General features: G+C 75.5%; 22 protein-coding genes. 9 read left to right on the top strand and 13 right to left on the bottom strand.

Annotated features, from left to right (window positions below; translation table 11 throughout):
* Positions 1 to 69: 69 nt before the first annotated feature.
* Entirely contained in the window at positions 70 to 699 is a 630-nt protein-coding gene (locus tag AAH991_RS34970) for a TetR/AcrR family transcriptional regulator (protein WP_346230213.1), read from the top strand.
* On the top strand, positions 696 to 2,135 hold the full coding sequence (locus AAH991_RS34965; RefSeq protein ID WP_346230212.1) for an MFS transporter: 1,440 nt from the start codon (positions 696 to 698) through the stop codon (positions 2,133 to 2,135). Before AAH991_RS34970 ends, AAH991_RS34965 begins: the two co-directional genes overlap by 4 nt.
* Positions 2,136 to 2,185: 50 nt before the next feature.
* On the opposite strand, the gene AAH991_RS34960 is transcribed toward AAH991_RS34965, so the two are convergent.
* The gene (locus AAH991_RS34960; RefSeq protein WP_346230211.1) at positions 2,186 to 3,259 is read right to left on the bottom strand and encodes a TRM11 family SAM-dependent methyltransferase; all 1,074 of its coding nucleotides are present in this window, start codon (positions 3,257 to 3,259) and stop codon (positions 2,186 to 2,188) included.
* 410 nt (positions 3,260 to 3,669) lie between these two features.
* Here AAH991_RS34960 and AAH991_RS34955 point away from each other — a divergent pair, with 410 nt between their 5' ends.
* The 3 genes from AAH991_RS34955 (at position 3,670) to AAH991_RS34945 (ending at position 6,427) form a co-directional block, all read left to right on the top strand.
* Positions 3,670 to 4,470 (top strand): putative protein N(5)-glutamine methyltransferase, encoded by an 801-nt coding sequence (locus tag AAH991_RS34955; protein WP_346230210.1) that lies wholly within the window; start codon positions 3,670 to 3,672, stop codon positions 4,468 to 4,470.
* Positions 4,471 to 4,541: 71 nt separating this feature from the next.
* Positions 4,542 to 5,423, top strand: coding sequence for a fructosamine kinase family protein (locus tag AAH991_RS34950; RefSeq protein ID WP_346230209.1), 882 nt, complete (start codon positions 4,542 to 4,544; stop codon positions 5,421 to 5,423).
* Between the two features lie 47 nt (positions 5,424 to 5,470).
* Positions 5,471 to 6,427, top strand: a complete 957-nt coding sequence (locus AAH991_RS34945) for an aminoglycoside phosphotransferase family protein (RefSeq protein WP_346230208.1) — start codon at positions 5,471 to 5,473, stop codon at positions 6,425 to 6,427.
* A 21-nt stretch (positions 6,428 to 6,448) separates the two neighbouring features.
* Here the strand turns inward: AAH991_RS34945 and AAH991_RS34940 are convergent, their stop codons facing one another.
* The 8 genes from AAH991_RS34940 to AAH991_RS34905 all read right to left on the bottom strand — a co-directional run bounded on the left by AAH991_RS34940 (position 6,449) and on the right by AAH991_RS34905 (position 14,342).
* Positions 6,449 to 7,675: an alpha/beta hydrolase family protein gene (locus AAH991_RS34940; RefSeq protein WP_346230207.1), complete on the bottom strand. Its 1,227-nt coding sequence runs from the start codon at positions 7,673 to 7,675 to the stop codon at positions 6,449 to 6,451.
* Positions 7,676 to 7,723: 48 nt separating this feature from the next.
* Positions 7,724 to 9,157 (bottom strand): S41 family peptidase, encoded by a 1,434-nt coding sequence (locus AAH991_RS34935; protein WP_346230206.1) that lies wholly within the window; start codon positions 9,155 to 9,157, stop codon positions 7,724 to 7,726.
* Positions 9,154 to 10,212 (bottom strand): ABC-2 membrane transporter-related protein, encoded by a 1,059-nt coding sequence (locus AAH991_RS34930; RefSeq protein WP_346230205.1) that lies wholly within the window; start codon positions 10,210 to 10,212, stop codon positions 9,154 to 9,156. The genes AAH991_RS34935 and AAH991_RS34930 overlap by 4 nt, the downstream gene beginning before the upstream one ends.
* Entirely contained in the window at positions 10,209 to 11,099 is an 891-nt protein-coding gene (locus AAH991_RS34925; protein WP_346230204.1) for an ABC transporter ATP-binding protein, read from the bottom strand. The genes AAH991_RS34930 and AAH991_RS34925 overlap by 4 nt, the downstream gene beginning before the upstream one ends.
* Positions 11,096 to 11,491 (bottom strand): GntR family transcriptional regulator, encoded by a 396-nt coding sequence (locus AAH991_RS34920; protein ID WP_428834069.1) that lies wholly within the window; start codon positions 11,489 to 11,491, stop codon positions 11,096 to 11,098. The genes AAH991_RS34925 and AAH991_RS34920 overlap by 4 nt, the downstream gene beginning before the upstream one ends.
* Positions 11,492 to 11,569: 78 nt before the next feature.
* Positions 11,570 to 12,280: a MerR family transcriptional regulator gene (locus tag AAH991_RS34915; RefSeq protein WP_346230203.1), complete on the bottom strand. Its 711-nt coding sequence runs from the start codon at positions 12,278 to 12,280 to the stop codon at positions 11,570 to 11,572.
* Positions 12,281 to 12,373: 93 nt separating this feature from the next.
* A complete protein-coding gene (locus tag AAH991_RS34910; protein ID WP_346230202.1) occupies positions 12,374 to 13,633 on the bottom strand; it encodes an APC family permease in 1,260 nt (419 codons plus the stop codon).
* Between the two features lie 31 nt (positions 13,634 to 13,664).
* The gene (locus AAH991_RS34905; RefSeq protein WP_346230201.1) at positions 13,665 to 14,342 is read right to left on the bottom strand and encodes a pyridoxine/pyridoxamine 5'-phosphate oxidase; all 678 of its coding nucleotides are present in this window, start codon (positions 14,340 to 14,342) and stop codon (positions 13,665 to 13,667) included.
* A gap of 68 nt (positions 14,343 to 14,410) precedes the next feature.
* Here AAH991_RS34905 and AAH991_RS34900 point away from each other — a divergent pair, with 68 nt between their 5' ends.
* Both AAH991_RS34900 and AAH991_RS34895 read left to right on the top strand, forming a co-directional pair.
* Positions 14,411 to 15,259 (top strand): arsenate reductase/protein-tyrosine-phosphatase family protein, encoded by an 849-nt coding sequence (locus tag AAH991_RS34900; RefSeq protein ID WP_346230200.1) that lies wholly within the window; start codon positions 14,411 to 14,413, stop codon positions 15,257 to 15,259.
* Complete coding sequence (locus tag AAH991_RS34895; protein ID WP_346230199.1) at positions 15,256 to 15,636, top strand: VOC family protein; 381 nt, start codon at positions 15,256 to 15,258, stop codon at positions 15,634 to 15,636. Before AAH991_RS34900 ends, AAH991_RS34895 begins: the two co-directional genes overlap by 4 nt.
* Before the next feature lie 29 nt (positions 15,637 to 15,665).
* On the opposite strand, the gene AAH991_RS34890 is transcribed toward AAH991_RS34895, so the two are convergent.
* Positions 15,666 to 16,925, bottom strand: coding sequence for an RNA polymerase sigma factor (locus tag AAH991_RS34890; protein ID WP_346230198.1), 1,260 nt, complete (start codon positions 16,923 to 16,925; stop codon positions 15,666 to 15,668).
* A complete protein-coding gene (locus tag AAH991_RS34885) occupies positions 16,922 to 17,335 on the bottom strand; it encodes a YciI family protein (RefSeq protein WP_346230231.1) in 414 nt (137 codons plus the stop codon). Before AAH991_RS34885 ends, AAH991_RS34890 begins: the two co-directional genes overlap by 4 nt.
* Before the next feature lie 219 nt (positions 17,336 to 17,554).
* Between AAH991_RS34885 and AAH991_RS34880 the strand changes: the two genes are divergently transcribed.
* Positions 17,555 to 19,138, top strand: a complete 1,584-nt coding sequence (locus AAH991_RS34880; protein WP_346230197.1) for an alpha/beta fold hydrolase — start codon at positions 17,555 to 17,557, stop codon at positions 19,136 to 19,138.
* A 30-nt stretch (positions 19,139 to 19,168) separates the two neighbouring features.
* Here AAH991_RS34880 and AAH991_RS34875 read toward each other — a convergent pair whose 3' ends face one another.
* Positions 19,169 to 20,047 carry an alpha/beta fold hydrolase gene (locus AAH991_RS34875; protein ID WP_346230196.1) on the bottom strand — a complete coding sequence of 293 codons (879 nt, stop codon included), beginning with the start codon at positions 20,045 to 20,047 and terminating at the stop codon, positions 19,169 to 19,171.
* Between the two features lie 114 nt (positions 20,048 to 20,161).
* Here AAH991_RS34875 and AAH991_RS34870 point away from each other — a divergent pair, with 114 nt between their 5' ends.
* The gene (locus tag AAH991_RS34870; RefSeq protein ID WP_346230195.1) at positions 20,162 to 22,279 is read left to right on the top strand and encodes an AfsR/SARP family transcriptional regulator; all 2,118 of its coding nucleotides are present in this window, start codon (positions 20,162 to 20,164) and stop codon (positions 22,277 to 22,279) included.
* Here the strand turns inward: AAH991_RS34870 and AAH991_RS34865 are convergent.
* The gene (locus AAH991_RS34865; protein ID WP_428834067.1) at positions 22,185 to 23,111 is read right to left on the bottom strand and encodes a pentapeptide repeat-containing protein; all 927 of its coding nucleotides are present in this window, start codon (positions 23,109 to 23,111) and stop codon (positions 22,185 to 22,187) included. The two genes, AAH991_RS34870 and AAH991_RS34865, sit on opposite strands and share 95 nt — an antisense overlap.
* Positions 23,112 to 23,227: the final 116 nt, after the last annotated feature.

Raw genomic sequence — 23,227 nt, 5'->3', positions numbered from 1 at the left:
CCGCGGCATCCCGACCGACCGCGGCAGAGCCGGTAGACAGTGTCTACCGAAGCTTGGTAGACACTGTCTATGGACGATGCGGGTTCTTTGCGGGAGCGGCTCGTGGAGGTGGGGGTGCACCTCGTGCTGACCGAGGGCACCGCCGCGCTGGGACTGCGGGAGATCGCCCGCCGGGCCGGGGTGTCGCACGGGGCTCCGCGCCGGTACTTCCCCACGCACCATTCGCTGCTGTCGGCCATCGCCCGCCGGGGCTTCGCCGACCTCGAGGCGCGCTTCGCCGCCGCGATGGCCGGGCTGACCGCACCGCGCGAACAGCTTGAGGTGTTCGCGCGGGAGTACGTCGGCTACGCGCTGGAGCGCCGGGGCATGTTCGAGCTGATGTTCCGCCACGAGCTGCTCGACAGCGACCGGCACGGCGCGGACGAGCCGAGGCTGCGTGAGTCCACGCTCCCGCTGTTCGAGCGCCTGACCACGCTGGTCGCCCGATGCCGGGACGAACAGCGGCGGGACGCCGGCCCCCCGGAGGACGCCGCGGTGACCGCCGCCGCCTTCTGGGCGAACCTGCACGGAATCGCCCAGTTGTGGGCGTGGGGCAGCCTGCAGCTCGTCCTCGGCACCGGTGGCCCGCCCGGCGCCGAACGCCTCGACCGGCTGGTCGCCGAGGCGCTGGACGCCCACCTCGGGCCCGTCGCCCGATGACCGCGCGCAGCCATCTGGCGCTGACGGTCAGCGCCGCCGCCGCGATGATCGTCGCACTGGACGGCACGGTGCTGGTCGTGGCGCAGCCGAGCCTGCGGCGCGACCTCGCCGCGAGCGTCACCCAGGTGCAGTGGACCAGCACCGGCTACATGGTCGCGGTGGCCGCGCTGCTCGTCATCGCAGGCCGGCTGGGCGACCGGTACGGCCATCGGCGCCTGCTGGTCGCCGGGGTGCTCGGCTTCGCGGCCGCCTCGGCCGGCATCGCGCTCGCGCCGACCGCCGGCTGGGTGATCGGCCTTCGGGTCGTCCAGGGGGCTTTCGGCGCCTTCGTCCAGCCGGCGACGCTCGCGCTGCTGCGGCTCGCGTATCCGGCCGACCGGCTCGGTACGGCGATCGCCGTCCGCACCAGCGCCATCGGCGTCGCCGGCGCGGCCGGGCCGGTCCTGGGCGGCGTCGTCGTGGCGGAGCTCGGCTGGCGCACCGTCTTCGTGCTCAACATCCCGGCCGCCGTCCTGATCGCCGCACTCGCCCTCGCCGTACGGGCACCCGCGCCCGAACGGCCCGCGCACTCGCGCCTGGACCTGACCGGTGCGGCGCTGCTGGCGGGCACGCTCGCGATCGGCGTGCACACGCTGGCCGGTGTGCCCGTCCACGGCTGGGCCGCCACGCCGACGCTGCTCGGGCTGCTCGCCGTCGCGGGCCTGGCCGCCGTGTTCGTCGCGCACGAGCGCCGCGCGGCCCATCCGATCGTGCCCGCCGCGGTCGCCCGGTCGAAGCCGGTGGCCGCGTCGTTGCTGCTCCTGCTGGCCGTCACCAGCGGGGTGTTCGGCGCGCTGTTCGCCGCCACCTTCGTGTTGCAGGAACGGCTCGGGCTCGATCCGCTCGCGACGGGCCTGCGGCTGCTTCCGGTCACGGTGGTCATGGTCCTCGGCGCGCCCGCGGCGGCCGCCGCCCTGCGCCGGCACGGCCCGCGCCGTACGGCGGTCACCGGGGCCGCCCTGGTCGCCGTGGGCATCGCGGGCGGGTCCGGGCTCGGCGCCGGCGGCCCCTGGGCGGCCACCGGCGCGGCATTCGCCCTCGTGGGAGCGGGATTCGCGGCCGTGATGGTGACCGCCACCGGGACCGTCGTCGGCGACGCCCCGGCGGGGTACGCCGGAGTCGTCGGCGGGCTCAAGCAGACCGTGATGAACATCGGCCCGAGCCTGGGCATCGCGGTGGCCTCCGGGGCGACGGCCCTGGACGCGCCCGCGGCGGCGGGCGGGCCGGGGCCCGGCCTCACCCTGCCGGTCATGGCGGGGCTCGCCGCCCTCGGCCTGCTGCCGGCCGCGCTCCTGCCCACAGGGCCCGCCCCACGCCCCTCCCCCTCTCCGGGACCGGCCGAACCGGCCGGAGCGGCCGGAGCGGCCGGAGCGGCGGGAGACGCGTCCGCTCCCTAGCGCCTCCCCCGCCGCCCTGCCGCTGTGGGCGACATACCCGCGAGTGCCGCTCAGCCCGGCCGCGGCGCGGTCCACCGGACCAGGAACGACTCCGCCCCGGCGACCCGCACGCGTTGCAGGTGCACGGGCGTGAGGCCGTGGCGGATGCCGAGCGGCACCTCGCCGACGCCGGGCAGCAGGACCACGGCGGTCCCGCCGGGCGCGAGCACCCGGCGCACCTCCGCCCACCAGCGTCCGGCGGACGCGGCGAGCAGACCGCCCGGGGCCACCTGACCTCCCCAGGGCGGGTTCGCCAGCACACGATGCGCGACGCCGTCCGGCACCGGCAGGCGGCCGGCGTCGGCCCGGGCCACGGCGACGGGCAGCCCCGCGGCGTTCTCCCTCGCCGCCGCCACCGCCCGCGGGGCCAGGTCGAACCCGCAGGCGCGGATGCCCGGCCGCTGCCGCACCGCCTCCACCAGCAGGGTTCCGGCGCCGCAGCAGGGATCGAGGACCGTGTCACCGGGTTCGATGCCGGCCATGGCCACCATGGCGGCGGCGACCGGGGGATGCAGGGTCCCCGGGACGGACCGCCGCTTGTAGGCCCGCCGGTGCAGCGGGCGCTCGGCGATGCGCAGCAGCAGCGTGGCCCGCTCCCCGTCGAGGGTGACCCGCCAGCCGCCGTGTCCCGGTGGCGGCGCACCACCGCGCCGCGAGTGGTAGCCGACCCCCAGCCGGACGGCCAGGGCGCGCCCGACCGCGTCCTCCACGTCGTACCGCGTGAAGTTGCGCCTGCCCAGGAACGACGCCGACACCTCGACGCCGGTGAGCGCGCCGGGCCCGCCGTGTTCGCCGCGCAGCCGCGCCAGGGCGGCGAGGTCGGCGGCGGCGGCGAGCTCCGCCAGCGCGGCGACCCCCTGACGCGACGGGCCGACGTCGGCGCCCCGCGCGGCCAGCAGGAACACGTCGTCCGCCGTGCGCAGGCCCAGTGCGAGGCCGCGCGACGCGGGCGTCCGCGCCGCGCGGAAGTGCACCTCGCGATGCCCGATGTGAGTGATCATGCCGAGCCCGTGCCGCAGTATCTCGGCGGCGACCGTCGGCTCCAGCCCGTGGACGCACCGCGCCACCAGACTCGCCGCCGTCATGGGACGGTGGGAGCGCTGGGACGCGGAGCGGGGAAAGTGACAGCGCGTACGCGCATCGTGATCGTTGTTCTCCCGCGTCGGCCCGGGACGGCACACCGCCGTCCCGCCTCGTCGGCGACGGGCAGGGCCTCGCTTCGCCGACGGCGGCTAGCGGAGGTGGAAGAAGAACGTGAACGTCACGGTCGCGATCCTAGGACCGCGCGAACTCCTCGATCAACAACTTTGCCCCGGCCCGGGCCCGCGCCGGTGAACAAGCGCTCTGGTGTAGGGTGCCGGTCACGGCGGCGACGACGCGAGGAGGTGAGCCCCATTACCGCTGAACAGGTCGGGTGCTCCCCTCTCCCCGCACGTACGGTCGCATAGAGGCAGGCGACCGCGGGAGCGCCCTCGGCACACCGGAAGGTTCTCCCTTGTCACTGTCCCTCTCCCCCGTTTTTCCCTCGGTCGTGGCCCGGTTGCGGGCCGCCGGGTGCGTGTTCGCCGAAGACGAGGCCCGTCTGCTGGTCTCCGCCGCGCGTACGCCCGCCGAGCTCGACGACATGGTGGACCGGCGCGCCCGGGGCCTGCCGCTGGAGCACGTCATCGGGTGGGCCGAGTTCTGCGGCCTGCGGCTGGCCGTCGACCCGGGGGTCTTCGTGCCCCGGCCGCGCACCGAGTTCCTGGTCCGCCAGGCCGCCGCGCTCGCCCGGCCGGGCGCCGTCGTCGTCGACCTGTGCTGCGGCTCGGGCGCGATGGGCGCCGCGCTGGCCGCCGCGGCCGGGCCGGTCGAGCTGCACGCCGTGGACGTCGACTCCGCCGCCGTGCGCTGTGCCCGCCGCAACCTCGCCCCCGCGGGCGGCAGGGTATACGAGGGCGACCTCTACGCGGCCCTGCCCGCCGCGCTGCGCGGCCGGGTGGACGTCCTCGTCGCCAGCCCGCCGTACGTGCCCAGCGGTGCGATCGGGCTGCTGCCGCCGGAGGCGCGCGTGCACGAGCCGCAGGTCGCGCTCGACGGCGGCGCGGACGGGCTCGACGTCGTACGGCGGGTCGTCGCCGGAGCGGCCGGCTGGCTCGCGCCGGGCGGTCACCTGCTGGTGGAGACGAGCGAGAGCCAGGCGGAGGAGACCGCCGAGGCCGTCGCCCGCGCGGGGCTGGCCACCCGCCTGGCACACGACGACGAACTGGACGCGACCGCCGTGATCGGAGCGTGGCCGGGCGGCGCGCGCGGGTGACGGCCGCGGGGATAATCGGTTGATCCACTTCGGGGCCCTCGTCCGGGTCGGCGAGTAGAGGAGCGCATCCCGTGACAGAAACGACGTCTTTGCTGCTGGAACGCATACGCGCGGCCGGCCTGGCCGACGTCGTCGCGGTCGAGCCGGCCACCGGAGGTCTCGCCGCCACCGCGGGGCTCGCGCGCCGCGGCGACGGCACGCCGGTGTTCGTCAAGGCGTTCGGCGAGCCGCCGTCGGACGACGTCTTCGCGGCGGAGGCCGAAGGGCTCACCGTGCTGCGCGAGGCGGGCGGCGTCGCCACGCCCGAGGTCATCCTCGCCGGCCGCGACCTGCTCGTGCTGTCCGCGCTGCGGCCCCGGCCGGCCACCGAGGCCTTCTGGACGCGGCTGGCGCATGCGCTCGCCCACCTGCACACCACAACGAGGCACCCCCGGTTCGGGTGGCACCGCGACAACTGGCTGGGCCGTCGCCGGCAGGTCAACACCTGGAACGACGACGGGTTCGAGTTCTTCGCCCAGCACCGGCTGCTGCGCTGGCTCGGCGAGCCTCGCGTCCGGGAGGCGCTCGACGCCGCGGACCGGGCGGCGCTGGAGCGGCTGTGCGACCGCCTGCCCGAGCTGCTGCCGGTCAGGCCCGCGTGCCTGACGCACGGCGACCTGTGGGCGCAGAACATCATGGCCACCCCCGACGGGCGGCCCGCGCTGATCGACCCGGCCGTGTCGTACATGTGGGCCGAGGTCGACCTGGCCCACCTCTGGACGACGGCGCCGCCGCCCGAGTCGCACGTGTTCTTCGAGCTGTACGCCGAACTGACCGGGCTCGACCGCGACTGGCGCGAACGCATGCCGATCATCCAGCTACGCCAGCACCTGGCCGTGATCGCCCAGTTCGATCCCGACTGGGGCGCCGCCGACCTCGTACGCGCCACGCTCGCCCCGTTCCGGAGCCGGTGAGGTAAACCGGTTGATCGGCTCCCGGGGCTCTCGTCTATGGTCGAGCCGTGCTTTCCGACGTGCGGCTGCCGCCGGCCGAGACCCAGGAGCAGTTCACGGCCGTCCGGCGGGACGAGTCCCGTCTCGGCCCGGCCGTCTCCGCCCTGGTGAGGAGTCTCGGGCTCGGCGGCCAACGCGTCGAGCGCTTCGCCGACGGGTCGCTGCCGGTCTACGCGGTGGGCGACCGGCACGTGCTCAAGCTCTACCCCGAGGTCTACCTGCCCGAGGAGTACGACACGGAGCTGACCGTCCTGCGGGCCGTCGAGGGACGCCTGCCGATTCCGGCGCCGCGGGTCCTGCAGGCGGAGCATCTCGACGGATGGAGCTACATCCTGATGACCCGCCTGCAGGGCGAGAGCCTCGCCGAGGCCTGGCCGCGCATTCCGCGGGACGACCGGATGGAGCTCGCCGCCGCCGTGGGCGAGACGCTCGCCGCGCTCCACTCGGTGTCCTCCCCCGGTCTCGACGCGGTCGTGGGGCCGCACGACTGGGACGGCTTCCTCCGTACGCAGCGGGACGCGTGCGTGGCGCACCACCGCGCCGACGGGCTGGAGGAGACCTGGCTGGCGCAGATCCCGGGCTTCCTCGACAGCGTCGAGCTCACGCCGTCCGCGCCCGTGCTGCTGCACACGGAGGTGATGCGCGAGCACCTGATGGTCGTGCGCGACGGCGACCGCTGGCGGCTGTCGGGCCTGTTCGACTTCGAGCCGGCCATGCGGGGCGCGCCTGAGTACGAGTTCGCGTCGGTGGGGCTGTTTTTCTCCTGTGGCGAGCGCGGGATCCTGCGCCGCCTGCTTCTCTCCTACGGCTACCGCGACCGCGACCTGGGCGAGGAACTGAGCAGGCGGCTGCTGGCCTACGCCCTGCTGCACCGGTACAGCAGCCTCGCCTGGTACCTGACCCGGTTGCCCGCGCCGCCGCGGCCCACCCTCGACCGCCTGGCCACGCACTGGTGGGCCCTGTAGGGCCGCGCACGTGGCGGAGCGCTACCGGCAGGCCGCACCGCCCGGAGTGCAGAACCGCACCTCGGGAAAGCGCGGCGACGGCCCGTCCAGCAGGGCCTGCGGCCGGTGCCGCAGGTGCCGGTCGAGGAAGGCGCGGACGTACGCGCGGGTGATCTCCACGGAGCGGGCCGCGGTCAGGTCTCCCGGGGCGCGGATGCCGGCCGCGCCCGCCAGGAGCGGCACGTCGGTGAAGGACTGGTGGTCCGCGCCGGGCAGGACGAGCCAGCGCTTCCAGCCGGTCAGGAGCCTCCAGTCGCGGTCCCAGGAGTTGTCGCGGCCTCCCGGCGGGTGACCGGCCGAGCCCACGAACATGAACGGCCGCGACAGCCCGCTCTTCGGGATCCGGGCGTAGGTGGTGCCGTCCATGTCGATGCCGGCGTCTATCCGGGAGTCCTTCGCCATGGCCGCCAGGGCGCCGGCTCCGCCGATCGAGTGGCCGGCCACCGCGATCTCGGACGCGTCGATGAGCGAGGAGCCCTCCCATCTCGCGTCCGGCCCGGTCAGCCGGTCGATCACGAAGGAGACGTCGGCGGCGCGGACCCCGGCCACCTTCATACCGAAACCGGGGTCGGTGTCGCTGTCGCACGCGACGCATTCGGCGACCCGCCCGCCGGGGAAGGTCGTCGCGTAGTTCTCGTAGGTGTGGTCGACGCCCGCCACCACATATCCGTTGGAGGCCAGGTCCTCGGCCAGGGCCGTGAGCGTGCTCCGCGGCATGGTGAACCCCGGGGAGAGCACCACGAGGGGCAGGCCTCCCCTGCGCCCCGCCGGTTTCGCGTCCATGTACGCATGGGTGCGCGTCCGGCTCAGCGTGTCGTACGGCGCGCCGGTCACCTTCTTGCCCTTCAGGGTGAGCTCCGACTCCTTCGCGGTCATGTACGGGGCGCGCTGTCCCTCGCCCGACCGCGCCGCCGGGTACCACACGGTGACCATGAGTTCCCTGGCCTTCGCCTCCGGCACCCAGGGGTCGGGGCGGGAGGCGTCCTTCAGATACAGGGCGGTGGTTCCGACGGGATGGGCGCCGGTGGGCGCGGGCAGGACCGCCGGGCCGGAGGCCGACGGCCCGGCGGACGCGACGGCCGGGACGGACCGCGGGAGGGCCGCCGTGGCGCAGCCGGCCGTGGAGAGGACAACCCCGGAGAAGACGGCCAGTCCGGCGGCCGTCAGGCGGCCACGCGGGGACGGCGTCGATCCGACGGCATGACTCATGAGGCATCCGTCCTTTCTGACGGCGGGGGGATGGGGTGCGTGCGGTCGTCACCTGTGCAGCAGTGCCACGGCCTTGTCCAGAGCGGGGTCGCGCCCGGCGGCGGCGTCCTCGGGAGTCGGCGGCACGTGGTGGTCGGGTGCGACGCCGACCCGGTCGATCGCTTCGCGGCCCGGCGCCAGGTGATGCTTCGACGGGAACGCCAGGACGGTGTTGTCGCCGAGCAGGTACGGCTGCGCCGGACCCGAGACGGCGCCCGCGGTCCGCGTCCCGACCAGCCGCCCGAGACGGAGGTCCTTGACGGCGGAGCTGAAGTGCTCGCAGGCCGAGGCGCAGCCGCGGTCGGTGAGCACGACCAGCGGCAGGCCGAGCAGCGCGACGCCGTCGTCGGTCCGCATGGTCTCGCACGTGCCGTCCGCCGCGCACTGGTACGCCGTGACCTTGCCGTGGGCGAACCCGCCGAGCAGCCTGTTCACCTCGCTGGGGCTGCCGCCGCCGTTGCCGCGCAGGTCCAGGACGAGGCCGGTGAGCGTGCGGCCGGCCCTCATCCTGGAGATCGCTGCGAACGTCCGGTCCGCGACGTGGGGCGCGAAGCCGCTCAGCCGTACGTAGGCGACGCCGTCCCCCAGCGGTTTCGACGTCACCACCTGTGTCGCGGCCGGATTGGGCTGGTACAGGCCCGGCTTGAGCGTCACCGTCCAGTGCCGGCCGCTGCCGCGCCGCAGCAACCGGAGCCGGACCGGCGCGTCCTGCGGATACCGCGGGTACAGCGCGGCGACGGCCCCAGGGGTGACCGCTGCGCCGATGAAGGGCGCCGACCCGTTGACCGACTCGATGACGTCGCCCGGGCGCAGCCCCGCGGCCTTCGCCGGGCCGCCCAGGACGGCGGCCACGAACAGCGGGGGCAGTGCGGTGCCGGGGTCGGCGGTCACCTGGGGGCCGGCGCTGGCCCGCAGGCCCAGGCCGTACTGGTCGCCGTCGTAGTGGCCGGGCGGGCGCCGGCCACCGTGGTTCCAGCGGGCGTGGTCGTCGCCCAGTGCGGTCACGATGGCCTGGAGCGTGGCGGCGGCCAGCTTCTCGCGGAGTCCGGCGTCGTCCGGCAACCGGTCGGTGACGCGCCGGTAGGCGGTCTCGAACGCCGCCCAGTCGGTTTTCCGGTCACCGGTGAACGCCGGCATGGTGGCCTCGGGCGAGTCGCGCCCGCCGCGGTTGAGCTCCTGTGTGAAGGCCGCGAATCCCGCGGTCAGCAGCGAGCGCGCGTCCAGCGTGGCCCCGCTGTAGTAGTTGGCGAGGATGCAGAAGTACGCCTGCTCGACCACGTCGATCGTGGTGGGCGTCTCCGGCGGGGGATTGCCCCGGGGCTGCGCGCACACGGCCGATCCGCCGGGGGCCGCCGGGCCGGGCCGGGCCCGGGGCGGGGTCTGCCCCGTGCAGGCGGCCGCCAGGAGGAGGACGAGCCCGGCCGCGATGGACTTGACGTTCACGACAGCCGTCTCCGCAGCCACCGGAAGCAGAAGGCGGCGAGGCCGAGGGTGAGGACCGTGTAGACCCCGGTCTCGATCCACTGGAACGCCCAGAAGCGCTCGAACGGCTGGTAGGTCGCCCGCTGCCGGTAACCGAGCCGGTTGATCTCCGCGAGGCAGCCGTCCATGCCCCGTTCCGCCTCGGCCTGCTGGGAGGGTGCGCACGCGCCCGACGTCATGGACACCCGTACGGTGGCGGGGGCGCCGTCGCCGCCGATCACGCGTCCGGACGGATCGACGAGGCGGCTGGACAGCAACCAGGCGCCCGTATGGCCCGGTATCGCCGCGTTCAGGAGCACTTCCGGGTACTCGGCTTCGCGCAACTTGCCGAAGGATTTCACGTTCTCCGGGCCGAGCTCGAAGGAGGAGCTGACCGGAGGCAGGAGGTGGGGCCGGACGGTCATCGGCATGAGGATCTGGGCCGCCGCGAAGACGGCCAGGGTGACGGCCATGGCGGGCAGGGTGCGCCTGACGATCAAGCCGGCGGTCACGCCGAGGGTGAACGCGAATGCCGCATAGGCCATGGGGACGATGCCGCGCGCGCCGAACACCAGGGGATCCATGAGCGTGAAGCCCGGCGCGGCGGACTTGTCCAGGGGCGTGGACCACCACGTCACCGCGAGGCTGCACAGCCCGGCGGCCGCCGCGGCGGCCCCGCCGACGACCGTGAGTTTGACCGCCAGCCAGCGCGTGCGGGTGATGCTCTGGTTCCACACCAGCAGATGCGTGCCCGCCTCCAGCTCACGGGTGATCAGCGGCGCGCCCCAGAAGAGACCGGTCAGGGCCGGCACGAGCAGCACGATGACGGTGGCGGCCTGGAAGGGGCTCTGGTGGTTGTCGAAGAAATGGTCGAAGAAGCGGGCGCAGTCGCCGTCCCGGGCGCAGGCGGCGATGCCGGCGGAGTAGTCGGAGGCCAGGTCAGGGCCGGTCAGCGCCAGGGCGGCGGCGAGCACCACCAGGCCGGCGGCCGTCGTCGCGGCCGCGCCGCGCAACTGGCGCCAGGTCAGCCAGATCATCGATGGGTCTCCAGGACTGGTCTGAGGTGGGCGGGGGCGGGCTGGTCCATGTAGGCCAGGACCAGGTCTTCCAGCGTGATCCGGCTGACGCTCCAGGCGGGATCGTGGATCGGGGCGTCGGTGCGGACGATGAACGTGCTCTGCCGGTCGGTGTGGCTGGCGGACACGATGTGCTGACCGGCGGGCAGGCGGCCGGGGTCGCGACGCGGGCCGGTGAGCCGGTGGTGGGTGGCCAGCAGGTCCTCTACCTCGCCCGCCACCCGCACCCGCGAGTCGGCCAGCACGATGAGGTAGTCGCAGGTCCGTTCCAGGTCGGCGACCAGATGGGAGGAGAGCACCACGCTGAGCTCCTGCTCGGCGACGGCCTCCATCAGGCCCTGCAGGAACTCGCGGCGGGCCAGCGGGTCGAGCGCGGCGACCGGCTCGTCCAGGATCAGCAGCTCGGGCCGTTTGGCCAGGCCCAGGGTGAGGGCGAGCTGGGCGCGCTGCCCGCCCGACAGCCTGCCCGCCCGGCGCCGGGGATCGAGGCCGAGCCGTGCGATCCGTTCGCGCGCGAGCGCGGCGTCCCAGCCGGGATTGAGCCGGTCGCCCAGCCGCAGGTGGTCGCCGACGCTCAGGCCCGCGTACACCGGGGTGTCCTGGGCGACGAATCCGATCCTGGCCAGCTGCGCCGAACCTCCCGTGGGACGGCCGCCGAGCACGGTGATGCTTCCCGAGGTCGGCGTCAGCTGCCCGGCGGCCAGCTTGAGCAGCGTGGTCTTGCCGGCGCCGTTGGGGCCCACCAGCCCGACGACGTGCCCGGCGGGGACGTCGACGCCGCAGTCGCGCAGCGCCCATCGCCTGCCGTACTTCTTGCCCAGGTCGCGGGCCTGCAGGACAGCGTTCACGCGATGTCCTCCTGAGAGGCGGTCCGGAAGGTGGCCATGAACAGGGCCTCGATGCTCTCGTCGTCGAGGCCGGCCAGACGTGCCGCGGTGAGCCAGCGGCGCAGGTCCTGCCGCAGCCGGCCGTGCGCGGCCAGCGAGGCGTCGGCCAGGGTCCTGGTCACGAACGTCCCGACGCCCGGCCGGGCGGCCACCAGGCCCTCGTGCTCGAGCTCCCGGTAGGCCTTCAGCACGGTGTTGGGGTTGATCGCCAGCCGCGCCACCACGTCCTTGACGGTGGGAAGCTGATCGCCTTCGCGCAGCAGGCCCAGCCGCAGCGCGTGCCGCACCTGCTGGACGAGCTGCAGGTACGGCGAGAGGCCGGACCTGCCGTCCAGGTAGAACTCGATCACCATGACCTCTATTCATCTAGTTTCCTAGTACTTTAGGAGCCTAGTTGTTAAGGGGCCGTAAGGATCACAGGATCGGGCGAGTCAGCGTGGGCCGGCGACGTAGTCGTGCAGGCGGGCGGAGCCTTCGAGCATGGCGGCGGCCGTGGCGGCGAGGGCGGCCCGGCGTTCGGCCAGGGCCGCGCGCAGCGCCTCGGTGCTGCCGGTGCGGCGCAGGCCGTCGAGCACGTCGCCGATCCGCCCCAGCGGATACCGGCCCTGCCGCAACATGTGGATCATGCGGGCGTCGCGGACCTCGGCCGGGCCGTACCACCGGTAGCCCGTGCCGGGCTCGCGCCGCGGGGTCAGCAGCCCGGCGTCCTCCCACACGCGCAGCGCCGAGGCGCGTACGCCGAGGAGCGCGGCCACCTCCCCGATCCGCAGGGGGGACTGCGAGGTCACCGGGCCGCCGGGGTCCTGCCCGGCCACCGCTTCGACCGCCTCCCCCGTCGCCCGCAGGGCCAGCCGCTGCTGGTGCAGCGCGGCATGGCAGGCGTCGACGAGGGCGAGCGCGCCCGCCAGGTCGCCGTCGTGCACGGCCAGCATGATCGAACGGGCGGCCTCCCAGCCGTACCCCCCGGCCAGCGCCCGGTAGGCCAGCAGGGCGTCGCGGTGCCGGGTGTCGAACCTGCGGTAGCCGGCGGCCGTCCGCTCGGCGGGCGGGAGGATGCCCGCGTCGGCGTAGTTGCGGATCTGCTGAGTGGAGACCCCCGCCTCCCGCGCCAGGTCGACCGGGCGCAGCGCCCTGCGGCTCATCGGTCCCGCCCCGCGCCGGCCGCTTCCACCCCGGTTGAGACTTCACGTCGCATCGACCCATGGTAGCCGCCGGCGAGTCTCAAATGATCCTCGTCAGGCGAGGGCCCGGCGCACGGCGTAGACGACGGCGCCGGCGGCGAGCACGGCGGCTCCGGAGAGCACCGAGGACAGGGGCAGGGCGAAGGCCAGGACCAGGCAGCCGGCCAGGCCGAGGGCGGGCACCACCCGCGGCGGCCGTCCCTCTTCCGGCCCGAGGGTCCAGGCGGCGGCGTTGGCGACGGCGTAGTAGACCAGCACGCCGAAGGAGGAGAACCCGATCGCGCCGCGCAGGTCCGCGGTCGCGGCCAGGACCGCCACGACCGCGCCGACGGCCACCTCGGCGTGGTGGGGCACCCGGAACCGGGGATGGACGGCGGCCAGGACGTGCGGCAGGTGCCGGTCGCGGGCCATCGCCAGCGTGGTGCGCGACACCCCGAGGATCAGTGCGAGCAGCGAGCCGGTCGCGGCGACCGCGGCGCCCGCGCGGACGACCTGGGCCAGGCCGGGATGACCGGCCTCCCGCACGACGGCGGCCAGGGGGGCGACCGCGTCCGTCAGTCCCGTACCGCCCAGCACGGCGAGCGCGGACACCGCGACCGCCGCGTAGACGACCAGGGTGAGCCCGAGCGCGATCGGGATCGCGCGGGGAATGGTCCGCGCGGGGTCGCGCACCTCCTCACCGAGGGTGGCGATGCGGGCGTAACCGGCGAAGGCGAAGAAGAGCAGGCCCGCCGCCTGCAGCACCCCGCCGGCGGTCACGCCGGCCGCCATGTACAGCTGCCCCGGGTCCGCCGCGCCGGAGGTCAGGCCCGTGACCACCACGGCGGCCAGGACCGCGACGACCACCCCGACGATGACCCGGGTGAGCCAGGCGCTCTTGTGGATCCCGGCGTAGTTGACCGCGGTCAGCGCCACCACGGCGGCCACCGCCACCAGATGGGCCCGCTCCGGCCACACGTAGGAGCCGACGGTCAGCGCCATCGCCGCGCACGAGGCGGTCTTGCCGGTGACGAACGCCCACCCCGCCAGGTAGCCCCAGAAGTCCCCCAGCCGCTCCCGCCCGTACACGTAGGTCCCGCCGGAGGCGGGGTGGCGCGCGGCCAGCCGGGCCGAGGAGGTCGCGTTGCAGTAGGCCACGACCGCGGCCAGGGCCAGCCCGAGCAGCAGCCCGGACCCCGCCGCGCGCGCCGCGGGGGCCAGGGCGGCGAAGATCCCCGCGCCGATCATCGAGCCCAGCCCGATGACCACGGCGTCGGGCAGGCCCAGCCGGCGCTCCAGCGGCCCCTGCCCGCCGCGGGACGGCGTGCCCGTCATTGCGACCTCCGGTGTCGAGGGCCCTGCGCTCTCAGGGCCACAGGCGGTGCCGCGTCCAGGCGCCGTCCGCACGCGTGTAGCGCAGTCGGATGTGCCGGCGGTCGCGGTCGGCCTGCCAGAACTCGACGTCGTCGGCGCGGACGCCGTAGACGGTCCAGTCCGGCGCGACCACCGCGGGGTCGGCCTCGATCCGTGCGTGTGCCGCGCGGAGGGCGGCTTCGAGGTCGGACGGTTCGTCCAGGACCTGTGACTGGCGCCCGGTCAGGGCGTCGGCGCGGGCTCCGGGCGAACGCGCGAGGAAGTCGGCGGCGCCGCGCTCGGCGTCCGCCGGGACGGCCGCGCCCCGCACCCGGATCTGGCGGCCCTGCTCGGGCCAGTAGAAGCTGAGCGCGGCGTACGGCGTGGCGGCCAGCTCCCGGCCCTTGCGGCTGCCCGCGCTCGTCGCGAAATACCAGGTGCCGTCCGCGTCGAGGTCCTTGCAGATCAGCACGCGGGACGAAGGCCGCCCACCGGCGTCGGCGGTCGCCAGCGCCATGGCGTGCGGTTCACGCACCCCGGCCCTGACGGCCGAGGTCAGCCATTGCACGAACAGCTCGACCGGGTCGGCCGGCGCGGCGTCGACGTCGAATCCCGGCAGCTCGGTGTCGAACACCGCAAGCCCCCGCAGCAGATCACGGAGCGAACCCGCCGGATCGTCCCCCACGTCCATCCCTCCACCTCGCAACGCCACGAATCCACGGCTATTCCATCAACCACGTTTGATGTATCGTCCGGGTCATGGCGTCGTCCAGTCAAGCCACCCCGGCGTTCGTGCGCCTGGCCGCGCACCCGCTGCGCTGGCGGCTGCTGACCGAGCTCGCCACGGGCGACCTGCGGGTCCGCGAGCTCACGGCGCTGGCCGGAGCGCCGCAGAACCTGGTCTCCTACCATCTGCGGCTGCTGCGCGCCGAGGGCCTTGTCACCGCCACCCGCAGCAGCCACGACGGCCGCGACAGCTACTACCGGCTCGACCTGGACCGATGCGCGCAGGCCCTGGCCGGCGCCGGGGCCGCCCTGCACCCCGCCCTGCACCCCGTGCTGCACCCCGTGCTGCGCGGCGTCTCCGCGCCGCCGGAGCGTCCGTCTCAGTGGCCCTCGCAGTGGCCCTCGCAGTGGCCCTCGCAGTGGCCCCGGCTCTCGGTGCTGTTCGCCTGCACGGGAAACAGCGCCCGCTCACCGATCGCCGAAGCCCTGCTGCGCCACCACACCTCCGGCCTCGTGACCGTGACCAGCGCCGGCAGCCGGCCCCGCCCGCGGATGCACCCGCAGGCCGTACGGGTGCTGCGCGAGCGGCACGGCATCGACGTCGCCGACCGGCGGCCCCGCCACCTGGACACGCTGCGCGGCCGCCGCTTCGACTACGTCATCACCCTCTGCGACAAGGTCCGCGAGAACTGCCCCGAATTCGGCGGCCACGCGCGGCGCATCCACTGGAGCACCCCCGACCCCGCCGCGGCGGACCTGCCCGAACAGGACGGCCACGCCGCGTTCGACCGGACCACGGCGGACATCGACACACGCATCCGCCATCTGCTCCCCGTCCTGGCCCACACCGTCCTGGCCCACACCTCGGAGGCTTCCCGATGACCGCGACCGACCGCTACGCCGCCGTCCGCTACCTCGTCGACGACGTCCAGGCGGCCGTCGACTTCTACACCACCCATCTCGGTTTCACCCTCAACGGCAGCGCCGCCCCCGCCTTCGCCGACGTGGTACGCGGGCCGCTGCGGCTGCTGCTGTCCGGGCCCGCCAGCTCCGGCGCCCGCGCCACCCCCGCCGACGTCTCCGGCGCGGGCCGCAACCGCATCCACCTCATCGTCGACGACCTGGACGCCGAGATCGCCCGGCTCCGCGCCGCGGGCCTGTCGTTCCGCGGCGACGTGGTCGCCGGCCCCGGCGGCCGGCAGATCCTGCTCCCCGACCCCGCCGGCAACCTCGTCGAACTGTTCCAGCCCCGTTCCTGACTCGGCCGGTCCGGGATCGGCCGCCCTCGTCAGGCGTCGCCGTCGGGTGCCGCCGTCAGCCGGGCGGCACGGGCGTTGAGGTAGCGCCGGCGCGGCAGTCCCGCCGCCCGCCGGGCCGCCGTCAGGTAGGCCTCCCGTGCCGCCGCCCGCTCCCCCGCCATCTCCAGCAGGTGCGCGCGCACCGCGGGCAGGCGGTGGTCGCGGGCGAGCCGCTCGTCGTCCTCCAGCCCCGCGAGCAGATCCAGCCCCGCCCGCGGGCCCCGGCTCATCGCCACCGCGACCGCGTGGTTCAGCGCCGTCACGGGGTTGGCCGACATCCCGGTCAGCACCGCGTACAGCGCGGCGATCTGCGGCCAGTCGGTCGCCTCCGCGCTCGGCGCCTCGTCGTGCAGGGCGGCGATCGCCGCCTGGACCTGGTACGGCCCGGGCACGCCCCTGGCCAGCGCGGCGTCGACCAGCGCCACACCCTCGGCGACGCGGGCGGCGTCCCACAGGGTCCGGTCCTGCTCGGCCATCGGGATCGGCGTGCCGTCCGGGGCGGCGCGGGCCGCACGCCGGGCGTCGGTCAGCAGCATGAGCGCCAGCAGCCCGGCCACCTCGCCGTCGCCGGGCAGCAGCCGGTGAAGGATGCGGGCCAGCCGGATCGCCTCGGCCGCCAGGTCCTCCCGGCGCGGCCCGGCCGCACCGGCATCCCCGGCGTACCCCTCGGTGAAAACCAGGTAGAGCACGTGGAGGACGGCACGCAGCCGCGCGTCGCGGTCGGCTCCCGCCGGCATGCCGAACGGCACGCCGCTGTCCTTGATGCGCTGCTTGGCCCGGGTGATGCGCCGGGTCATGGTCGTCTCCGGCACCAGGAACGCCCGCGCGATCTGCGCGGTGGTCAGGCCGCCGACCGCGCGCAGGGTGAGGGCGATCTGCGAGGCGGGCGACAGCGCGGGATGGCAGCACATGAACAGCAGGGTCAGCGTGTCGTCGGCCGCGGACCGGTCCGCCGCGGGCGCGGGCCGCCACTCGGGCAGCGCCCGTCTGCCGGCGGCCTCCTCCCGGCCGCGCCGGGCCTGTTCGGCGCGCAGCAGGTCGGTGAGCCTGCGGCCGGCGACGGTGACGAGCCAGCCCATCGGGTTGTCCGGCAGTCCGTCGCACGGCCAGCGGACGGCGGCCGCGAGCAACGCCTCCTGCACGGCGTCCTCGGCGGTGTCGAAGTGGCCGTACCGCCGCACGACCGCGCCGAGGACCCGCGGCGCCAGGCCGCGCAGCAGGTCCTCGGTCTCGCCGTGAGGCGTCGTCACAGCTCCGGCTCGGCCTGCGACCCGGCGATCGGACGCACGTCCACGTACCACTCGTGCGCCAGGGCCGCGCCCTCGGGATGCGGGGTGTGCGCCAGTCGCGCGGCGATCTGCGTCGCCCGGTCGAAGCTGCCGCACTCGACGATCGTGTAGCCCGCCAGCACCTCCTCGGTCTCGGCGTACGGGCCGTCGGTGACGACGGGCACGCCCTCGCGCAGCCGGATCCTGCGGGCGTGGACGGGGGCGGTCAGGCCCTGGGCGTCGACGAACTCGCCCGACTTCACCAGGTCGTCGTTCCACTCCGTCATGAACGCGTGCATCGCCGCGACGTCGTCGGCCGACCAGGCGGGTGTGTGCCCAGGCCGTCCCTCGAGGACGTCGTAGTCCTGCTGCGAGCCGTACAGCATGATCATGTATTTCACGGTTCGCTCCTTCCCGGCGGGCGCCTGCCGCACCGCCGCGCAAGGGACGTCGGAGCCGGCCGCCCGATCCGGACACGGTCTCACGCGCAAGGGAAAGTTTCACGCCCGGGCACGGGGGCCGTGTCCCGGAGCAGCACGCACTCCCCCGCCGGCCGCCACGCGGACCCGGGCCGTTGGCGCGCGCGGCTTCCGTTGATCAGTGTGTGCGTCATGGCGGACTGGGCGGGCGCGTCGCGGATCGCGGCGATCACGGCAACCACGGTGGCATCGGTCGTGCTGCTCTCGCCGGTGGCGGCGGCCCCGGCGACGGCGGAAGCGCAAAGGGTGCAGGGCGTGCAGGGCGTGCAGGGCGTCGAGGGCGCGGCGGCCTTCGCACCACGGCCGCATCCGGGCGAGGACACGCGGCAGGGCCCGCCGGGGCGGCAGCTGCGCTGGGGCGACTGCGCGGGCGTGGACGACCCGGCCCTGCGCTGCGCGGAGGTCACCGTGCCGCTCGACTACCGCCGTCCCCGCGGCCGGACGATCACGATCGTGATCTCGCGGCTGCCGGCGACCGATCCGGCCCGCCGCCGGGGCGTGCTGCTCACCACCGGGGGCGGACCCGGCGGGCCGGGTGTGCCGCTGCCGTCGGCCCTGGCGCCTCAGCTGTCCCCGCAGGTGCGGGCGCGCTACGACCTGATCGGCTTCGACATGCGCTTCGTCGAGCGGAGCACTCCCATCGGCTGCGGGCAGGACCTGGAGGAGACCGGCGGCTACTGGGTGCGCACCGCCACCCCCGGGAGCTTTCCCGCCGACGCCGCCGAGGCCCGCGCGTACGCCCGCGACTGCGTGCGCGCCGCCGGGTGGGCGCTGCCGCACGCCACCACCGCGAACGCGGCCCGGGACATGGACGTCATCCGGGCGGCGCTCGGCGAGGAGAAGATCTCCTACCTCGGCGGGTCGTACGCGGGGATGCTCGGGGCGACCTACAGCACCCTGTTCCCGGGCCGGGTGGACAGGTTCGTGCTGGACAGCCCGCCCTACGGCGACACGGCGTGGCGGGCCTACGAGCTGGCGCGCACCCCGGCCTTCGAGGCCGGGACGGCCGCCTTCGCCGCCTGGACGGCCGCGCGGGACGCCGACTACGGCCTCGGCGCCACCGCGCAGGAGGTCACCGACGCCGTGACCGGGCTCATCCGCCGCGCCGCGACGAGCCCTCTCGTCGTCGCGGGACGCGCCTGGACCGGCGGCGAGCTGGGGTCGCTGCTCGTGGCCGGCATCTACGACGAGCGTACCTTCGGGCTGGTCGCGGCGGCCTTCGCCGACCTCGCCGCCGGGCGGGAGCCGTTCGTGCCGTTCCCCCTCCGGCCGCTGCCGCCCGCCGGGGTCCCGGGCGTCCCCGCAGACAACCACACCGCGACCAACATGGCCTACCGGTGCGGGGACGGCCCCTGGCCGCGCGACCCCCACGACTACCTGCGCGACCTCGCCTCCTACGGCGCGCGGTATCCGTTGTTCGGGCCGGCCAACGCCAACATCACGCCGTGCGCCTTCTGGCCCCGGATCAAGGACGAGCCGGTGCGGCTGTCGGCCAACCACGCGCCCGGGGTCCTGGTGACCGCGGCGCTGCGCGACGTGGCCGTCCCGGTCGCCAACAGCCGCGCCGTCGCGGCGCACATCCCCGGCTCACGCCTGGTGACCATCGACGCCCACACCCACGCGCCGTACCCCGCCTTCGGCGACGCCTGCCTCAACGGCGCCGTCGACGCCTTCCTCACCACCGGGACGCTCCCGCCCGCCGACGTCGCCTGCTGACCGATCGCGGGAAGGCGTCGGGCGCCCGGCTCAGCGGGTGAGGAGGGCGCGCAGGGCCCCGGCGACCACCGCCGGGGCCTCCTCGGCCATGAAATGCCCGCAGGCGACCGTGGAGTGCACCAGGTCGGGGGCCCAGGCGCCCCACAGCGCCGCGGCGTCGTAGCCGAGCTCGGCCCCCCAGTCCTGCTGGAGCACGGTCACCGGCATCCGCAGCCGGTTCCCGGCCTCCCGGTCCGCCCGGTCGTGGTCCACGTCGATCCCCGCCGACGCGCGGTAGTCCGCCACGATCGAGGGCACCGCCGCGCGGCAGGCGTGCAGGTAGGCGGCGCGTACGTCGCCGGGGATCGCCCCGCGGTCAAGGGTCCACAGGTCGAGGAAGTGGCCGAAGAACGCGTCCGCGCTCGCGTCGATCATCCGCTCGGGCAGGCCGGGCGGCTGGGCCATCAGATGAAGATGAAACCCGACGGCGGCGGCGGCGCCGTGCATCACCTCCCACATGTCCAGCGTGGGCAGCACGTCGAGGCAGGCCAGGTGGCTGACGGCCGCCGGGTGGTCGAGCCCGGCGCGGAAGGCGACCAGGGCCCCGCGGTCGTGCCCGGCCAGCGCGAACCGCTCGTGTCCCAGCGCCCGCGCCAGGGCGACGACGTCGGCGGCCATCGTGCGCTTGGAATAGGTCTCCCGGCCGGCCTCGGCCGGCTTGTCACTGTCGCCGTAGCCGCGAAGGTCGGGACAGATCACGGTGTGGCCGTCGGCCAGGTCCGCGGCGACGTGCCGCCACATCAGGTGGGTCTGGGGGAAGCCGTGCAGCAGCACGATCGGGCTCCCCGACCCGGCGACGGCCGCATTCAGCGACACGCCGTCGGCGACCGGCACGCGCAGGTAGTCGAAACCGGGAAGGACTGGCGCCATGACGCGCTCTCTTTCTGTGCGGGATCGGATGTGCCGCCAAGGCTGCCGGGCGTGAATGAGCATCCGGTCAGCGCGCTACCGTGACAGGTGCCGTGACCTGGAGGGGAGCCGCAGGTGGGGATCGCGTTCGGGGTGCTGGGGCCGGTGACGGCCTGGGACGGCGCCGGCGCCGCGATCGCCCTGAGGGGGCCACGGCACCGCGCTGTGCTGGCCCGGCTGATCGTCGCCCGCGGGCGCGTCGTCCCGGCCACCCGCCTGGTCGACGATCTGTGGGACGAACCACCGGCGGGGGCGCTCGGGGCCGTACGGACGTTCGTGGCGGCGTTGCGCCGCGCGCTGGAACCGGGCCGCCCGCCCCGCGCCCCGGCGCGGCTGCTGGTGACCGAGGGGCCCGGGTACGCGCTGCGGGCCGCGACCGACGCGGTGGACTCCTGGCGCTTCGAACACGCGGTGGCCGCCGCCGCGACGCTGCCGCCCGAAGACGGGCTCGGGCGGCTGGAGGAGGCGCTGGGGTGGTGGCGCGGCCCCGCCTACGCGGAGTTCGCCGACCAGGACTGGGCCCGGGCCGAGCGCTCCCGCCTGGCCGAGCTGCGGCTGCACGCGGTCGAACGCCGGGCCGAGACGCTGCTGGCCCTGGGCCGGGCCGCCGAGGCGGTGCCCGACCTGGACGCGCACACGGCCGGGCATCCCTGGCGCGAGGAGGCCTGGCGGCTGCTCGCGCTCGCGCTGTACCGCGGCGGGCGGCAGGGCGACGCGCTGGCCGTGCTGCGCCGGGCGCGGGCGCTGCTGGTGGACGAGCTCGGCGTGGACCCCGGCCCGGGGCTGCGCCGCCTGGAGACCGACATCCTGCGCCAGGCCGGCCACCTCGACCCCACCACCCCGGCCGGGACCGCAGGCGCGGCCGAACGGGTGTGGGCCGAGACGACGGCCGCGTACGACCGCACGGTCGCCACCGGGGCACGGGCCCGCCTGGAGTCGACGGCCGGGCTGCTGCGCGATCTCGCCGTGACCGGGGGCGGCGGTCTGCGGGCGGCCCGCGAGCACCGCGTGGCCGCCGTCGAGGCGGCCGAGGAGCTGGGCGACGCGGAGCTGACCGCCCGGGTGATCGGCGCCTTCGACGTCCCGGCCATCTGGACCCGCTCCGACGACCCCGTGCAGGCGGCGCGGATCGTGGCGGCGGCCGGGCGCACACTGGCCGCCCTGTCCCCTGATCATCAGGCCGCCGGTGACCAGGACTCCGGCCACGAGGCGGCCCGCGCCCGGCTGCTGGCGACCATCGCCCTGGAGTCGCGCGGCGCCCGCTCCGGCCCCGGGCAGCGGGCGGCGCGGCAGGCCGAGGAGATCGCCCGCCGCCTGAACGACCCCGCGCTGCTGGCGTTCGCGCTGAGCGGCGTGTTCATGCAGACCTTCCACCGCACGGGCCTGGCCGCCCGCCGCGACGGGATCGGCGCCGAACTGGTGGACCTGTCCGCGCGGCACGGCCTGGTCACCTTCGAGGTGCTCGGGCATCTCATCCGGATGCAGGCCCGGTCGGCCCTCGCGGACTTCCCGGCCGCCGACGCGCACGCCGCCGCCGCCGAAGGCCTGGCCGTACGGCACGAGCGGCCCCTGGTGCGGGTGTTCACCGGGTGGTACCGGGCGCTGCGCCTGGACGCGACCGGGCGAGCGCCGGTGGAGGAGGTCGAGGCCGCCTACCGGGAGGCCGCGAGGCTGCTGGACGGCGCCGGCATGCCCGGGATGGAGCGCGGCCTGCTGCCGCTCGCGCTGCTGTGCCTGCGCCTGCGGCACGCGCGGCCCGCACCGGACGGCGAAGACGCCGATTGGGGGCCGTACGCGCCGTGGGCCAGGCCTCTGGTGCTGCTGGGGCGCGGCCGCCGTACGGAGGCCGCGGCGGCGCTGCGCGCACTTCCCGAACCGCCGCCCGACCTGCTGACGGAGGCCCTGTGGTGCCTGGCCGCCCGGGCGGCCCTCACCCTCGGCGACCGCACGACGATGGAACGCGCGTACGCCGCGCTGGTGCCCGCGGCGGGCGAACTGGCCGGGGCGGGCAGCGGCGCGCTGACGCTCGGCCCGGTGGCGGCGTGCCTGGACGACCTCGCCGCCGCGCTCGGCCACGAGACGAGCGGGGACGCTTCGCTCAGCGGCGGCGGGGGCGCGGCCGGCGCACGGACGCCCGGCCCGCCGCCGCGGGCGGATGGGCCGCGGGGCCCGACCAGTGCGACGGCCGGGTGAGGCCGGCGGGCAGCTTGGTGGCCTCGTCCCCCTTGGCCGCGTTCACCTGGACCTGGGTGAGGAAGACGCTCCCGGTGAGGTCGGCTCCGCCGAGATCGGCGCCGCGCAGGTCGGCTCCGATGAGGTCCGCCCAGCGCAGGTCGGCCCCCCGCAGGTCCGCCCCGATGAGGTAGGCGCCCCTCAGGTTGGCTCCGCGCAGGTCGGCCTTCCTCAGCCGGGCGCCGATGAGATCGGCTCCCCTGCGGTCGGGGGCGCGGCCCCCGGCCGACGCCCGCACCAGCTCGCTGGTCCGCAGCAGCAGCACGTTGACCTTCTCGCGGTGGGCGGCGACGTCCACGTCCAGCAGGTCGTCGGGGGTGCCCGCCGTCAGGCGCTCGGTCTCCTCGAACGCGCCGCGCAGTTCGGGGTGGATCGGGCGGGCCGCCGGCAGGGACAGCGCCTCGTCCAGGTACCACAGCAGCTCGTGCAGGTGCCGCATGACCGGGAAGACCTCGAACATCCGGTCCGCGGTCCGCGGTTCGTCCCGCCAGCTGCGTCCGAAGGTGACCTGCGAGACCTTCTGCCCGGCGCCGAAGCAGTCGTAGACGGTGCAGCCGGCGAAGCCGCTGTCGCGCAGCCGGGCGTGGATGCCGCACCGGAAGTCGTCCCGCAGGTTGGGGCACGGCCGCCCGGCGTCCTTGGTGATCGCGAAGTCGGCCGAGGCGGCGAAGGGCAGCGCGACGCAGCACAGCCCGAAGCAGTTCGCGCAGTCGGCCCGCAGGCCGGGCCGCCCGCCGCCGGGGCCGCTCGGAGCGTCCGCGCCGGTGCCTGTGGGGTCGTGCGTGTCGGGCAACGTGCCTGGTCTCCTCGTGTTCCGCGGGCGATGGGCCGCTCGCCGGCCCGGCGCCCAGCTAGAAACGTATCCCACCCGCCGGGCACCGGACGCCGGGCCGCCGGCGCCTGATCCGG

It is taken from the genome of Microbispora sp. ZYX-F-249, from assembly GCF_039649665.1.
Classification (GTDB): domain Bacteria; phylum Actinomycetota; class Actinomycetes; order Streptosporangiales; family Streptosporangiaceae; genus Microbispora; species Microbispora maris.
The sequence above is the reverse complement of the archived record's forward strand: the minus strand, read 5'-3'. Positions and strand labels throughout refer to the sequence as shown.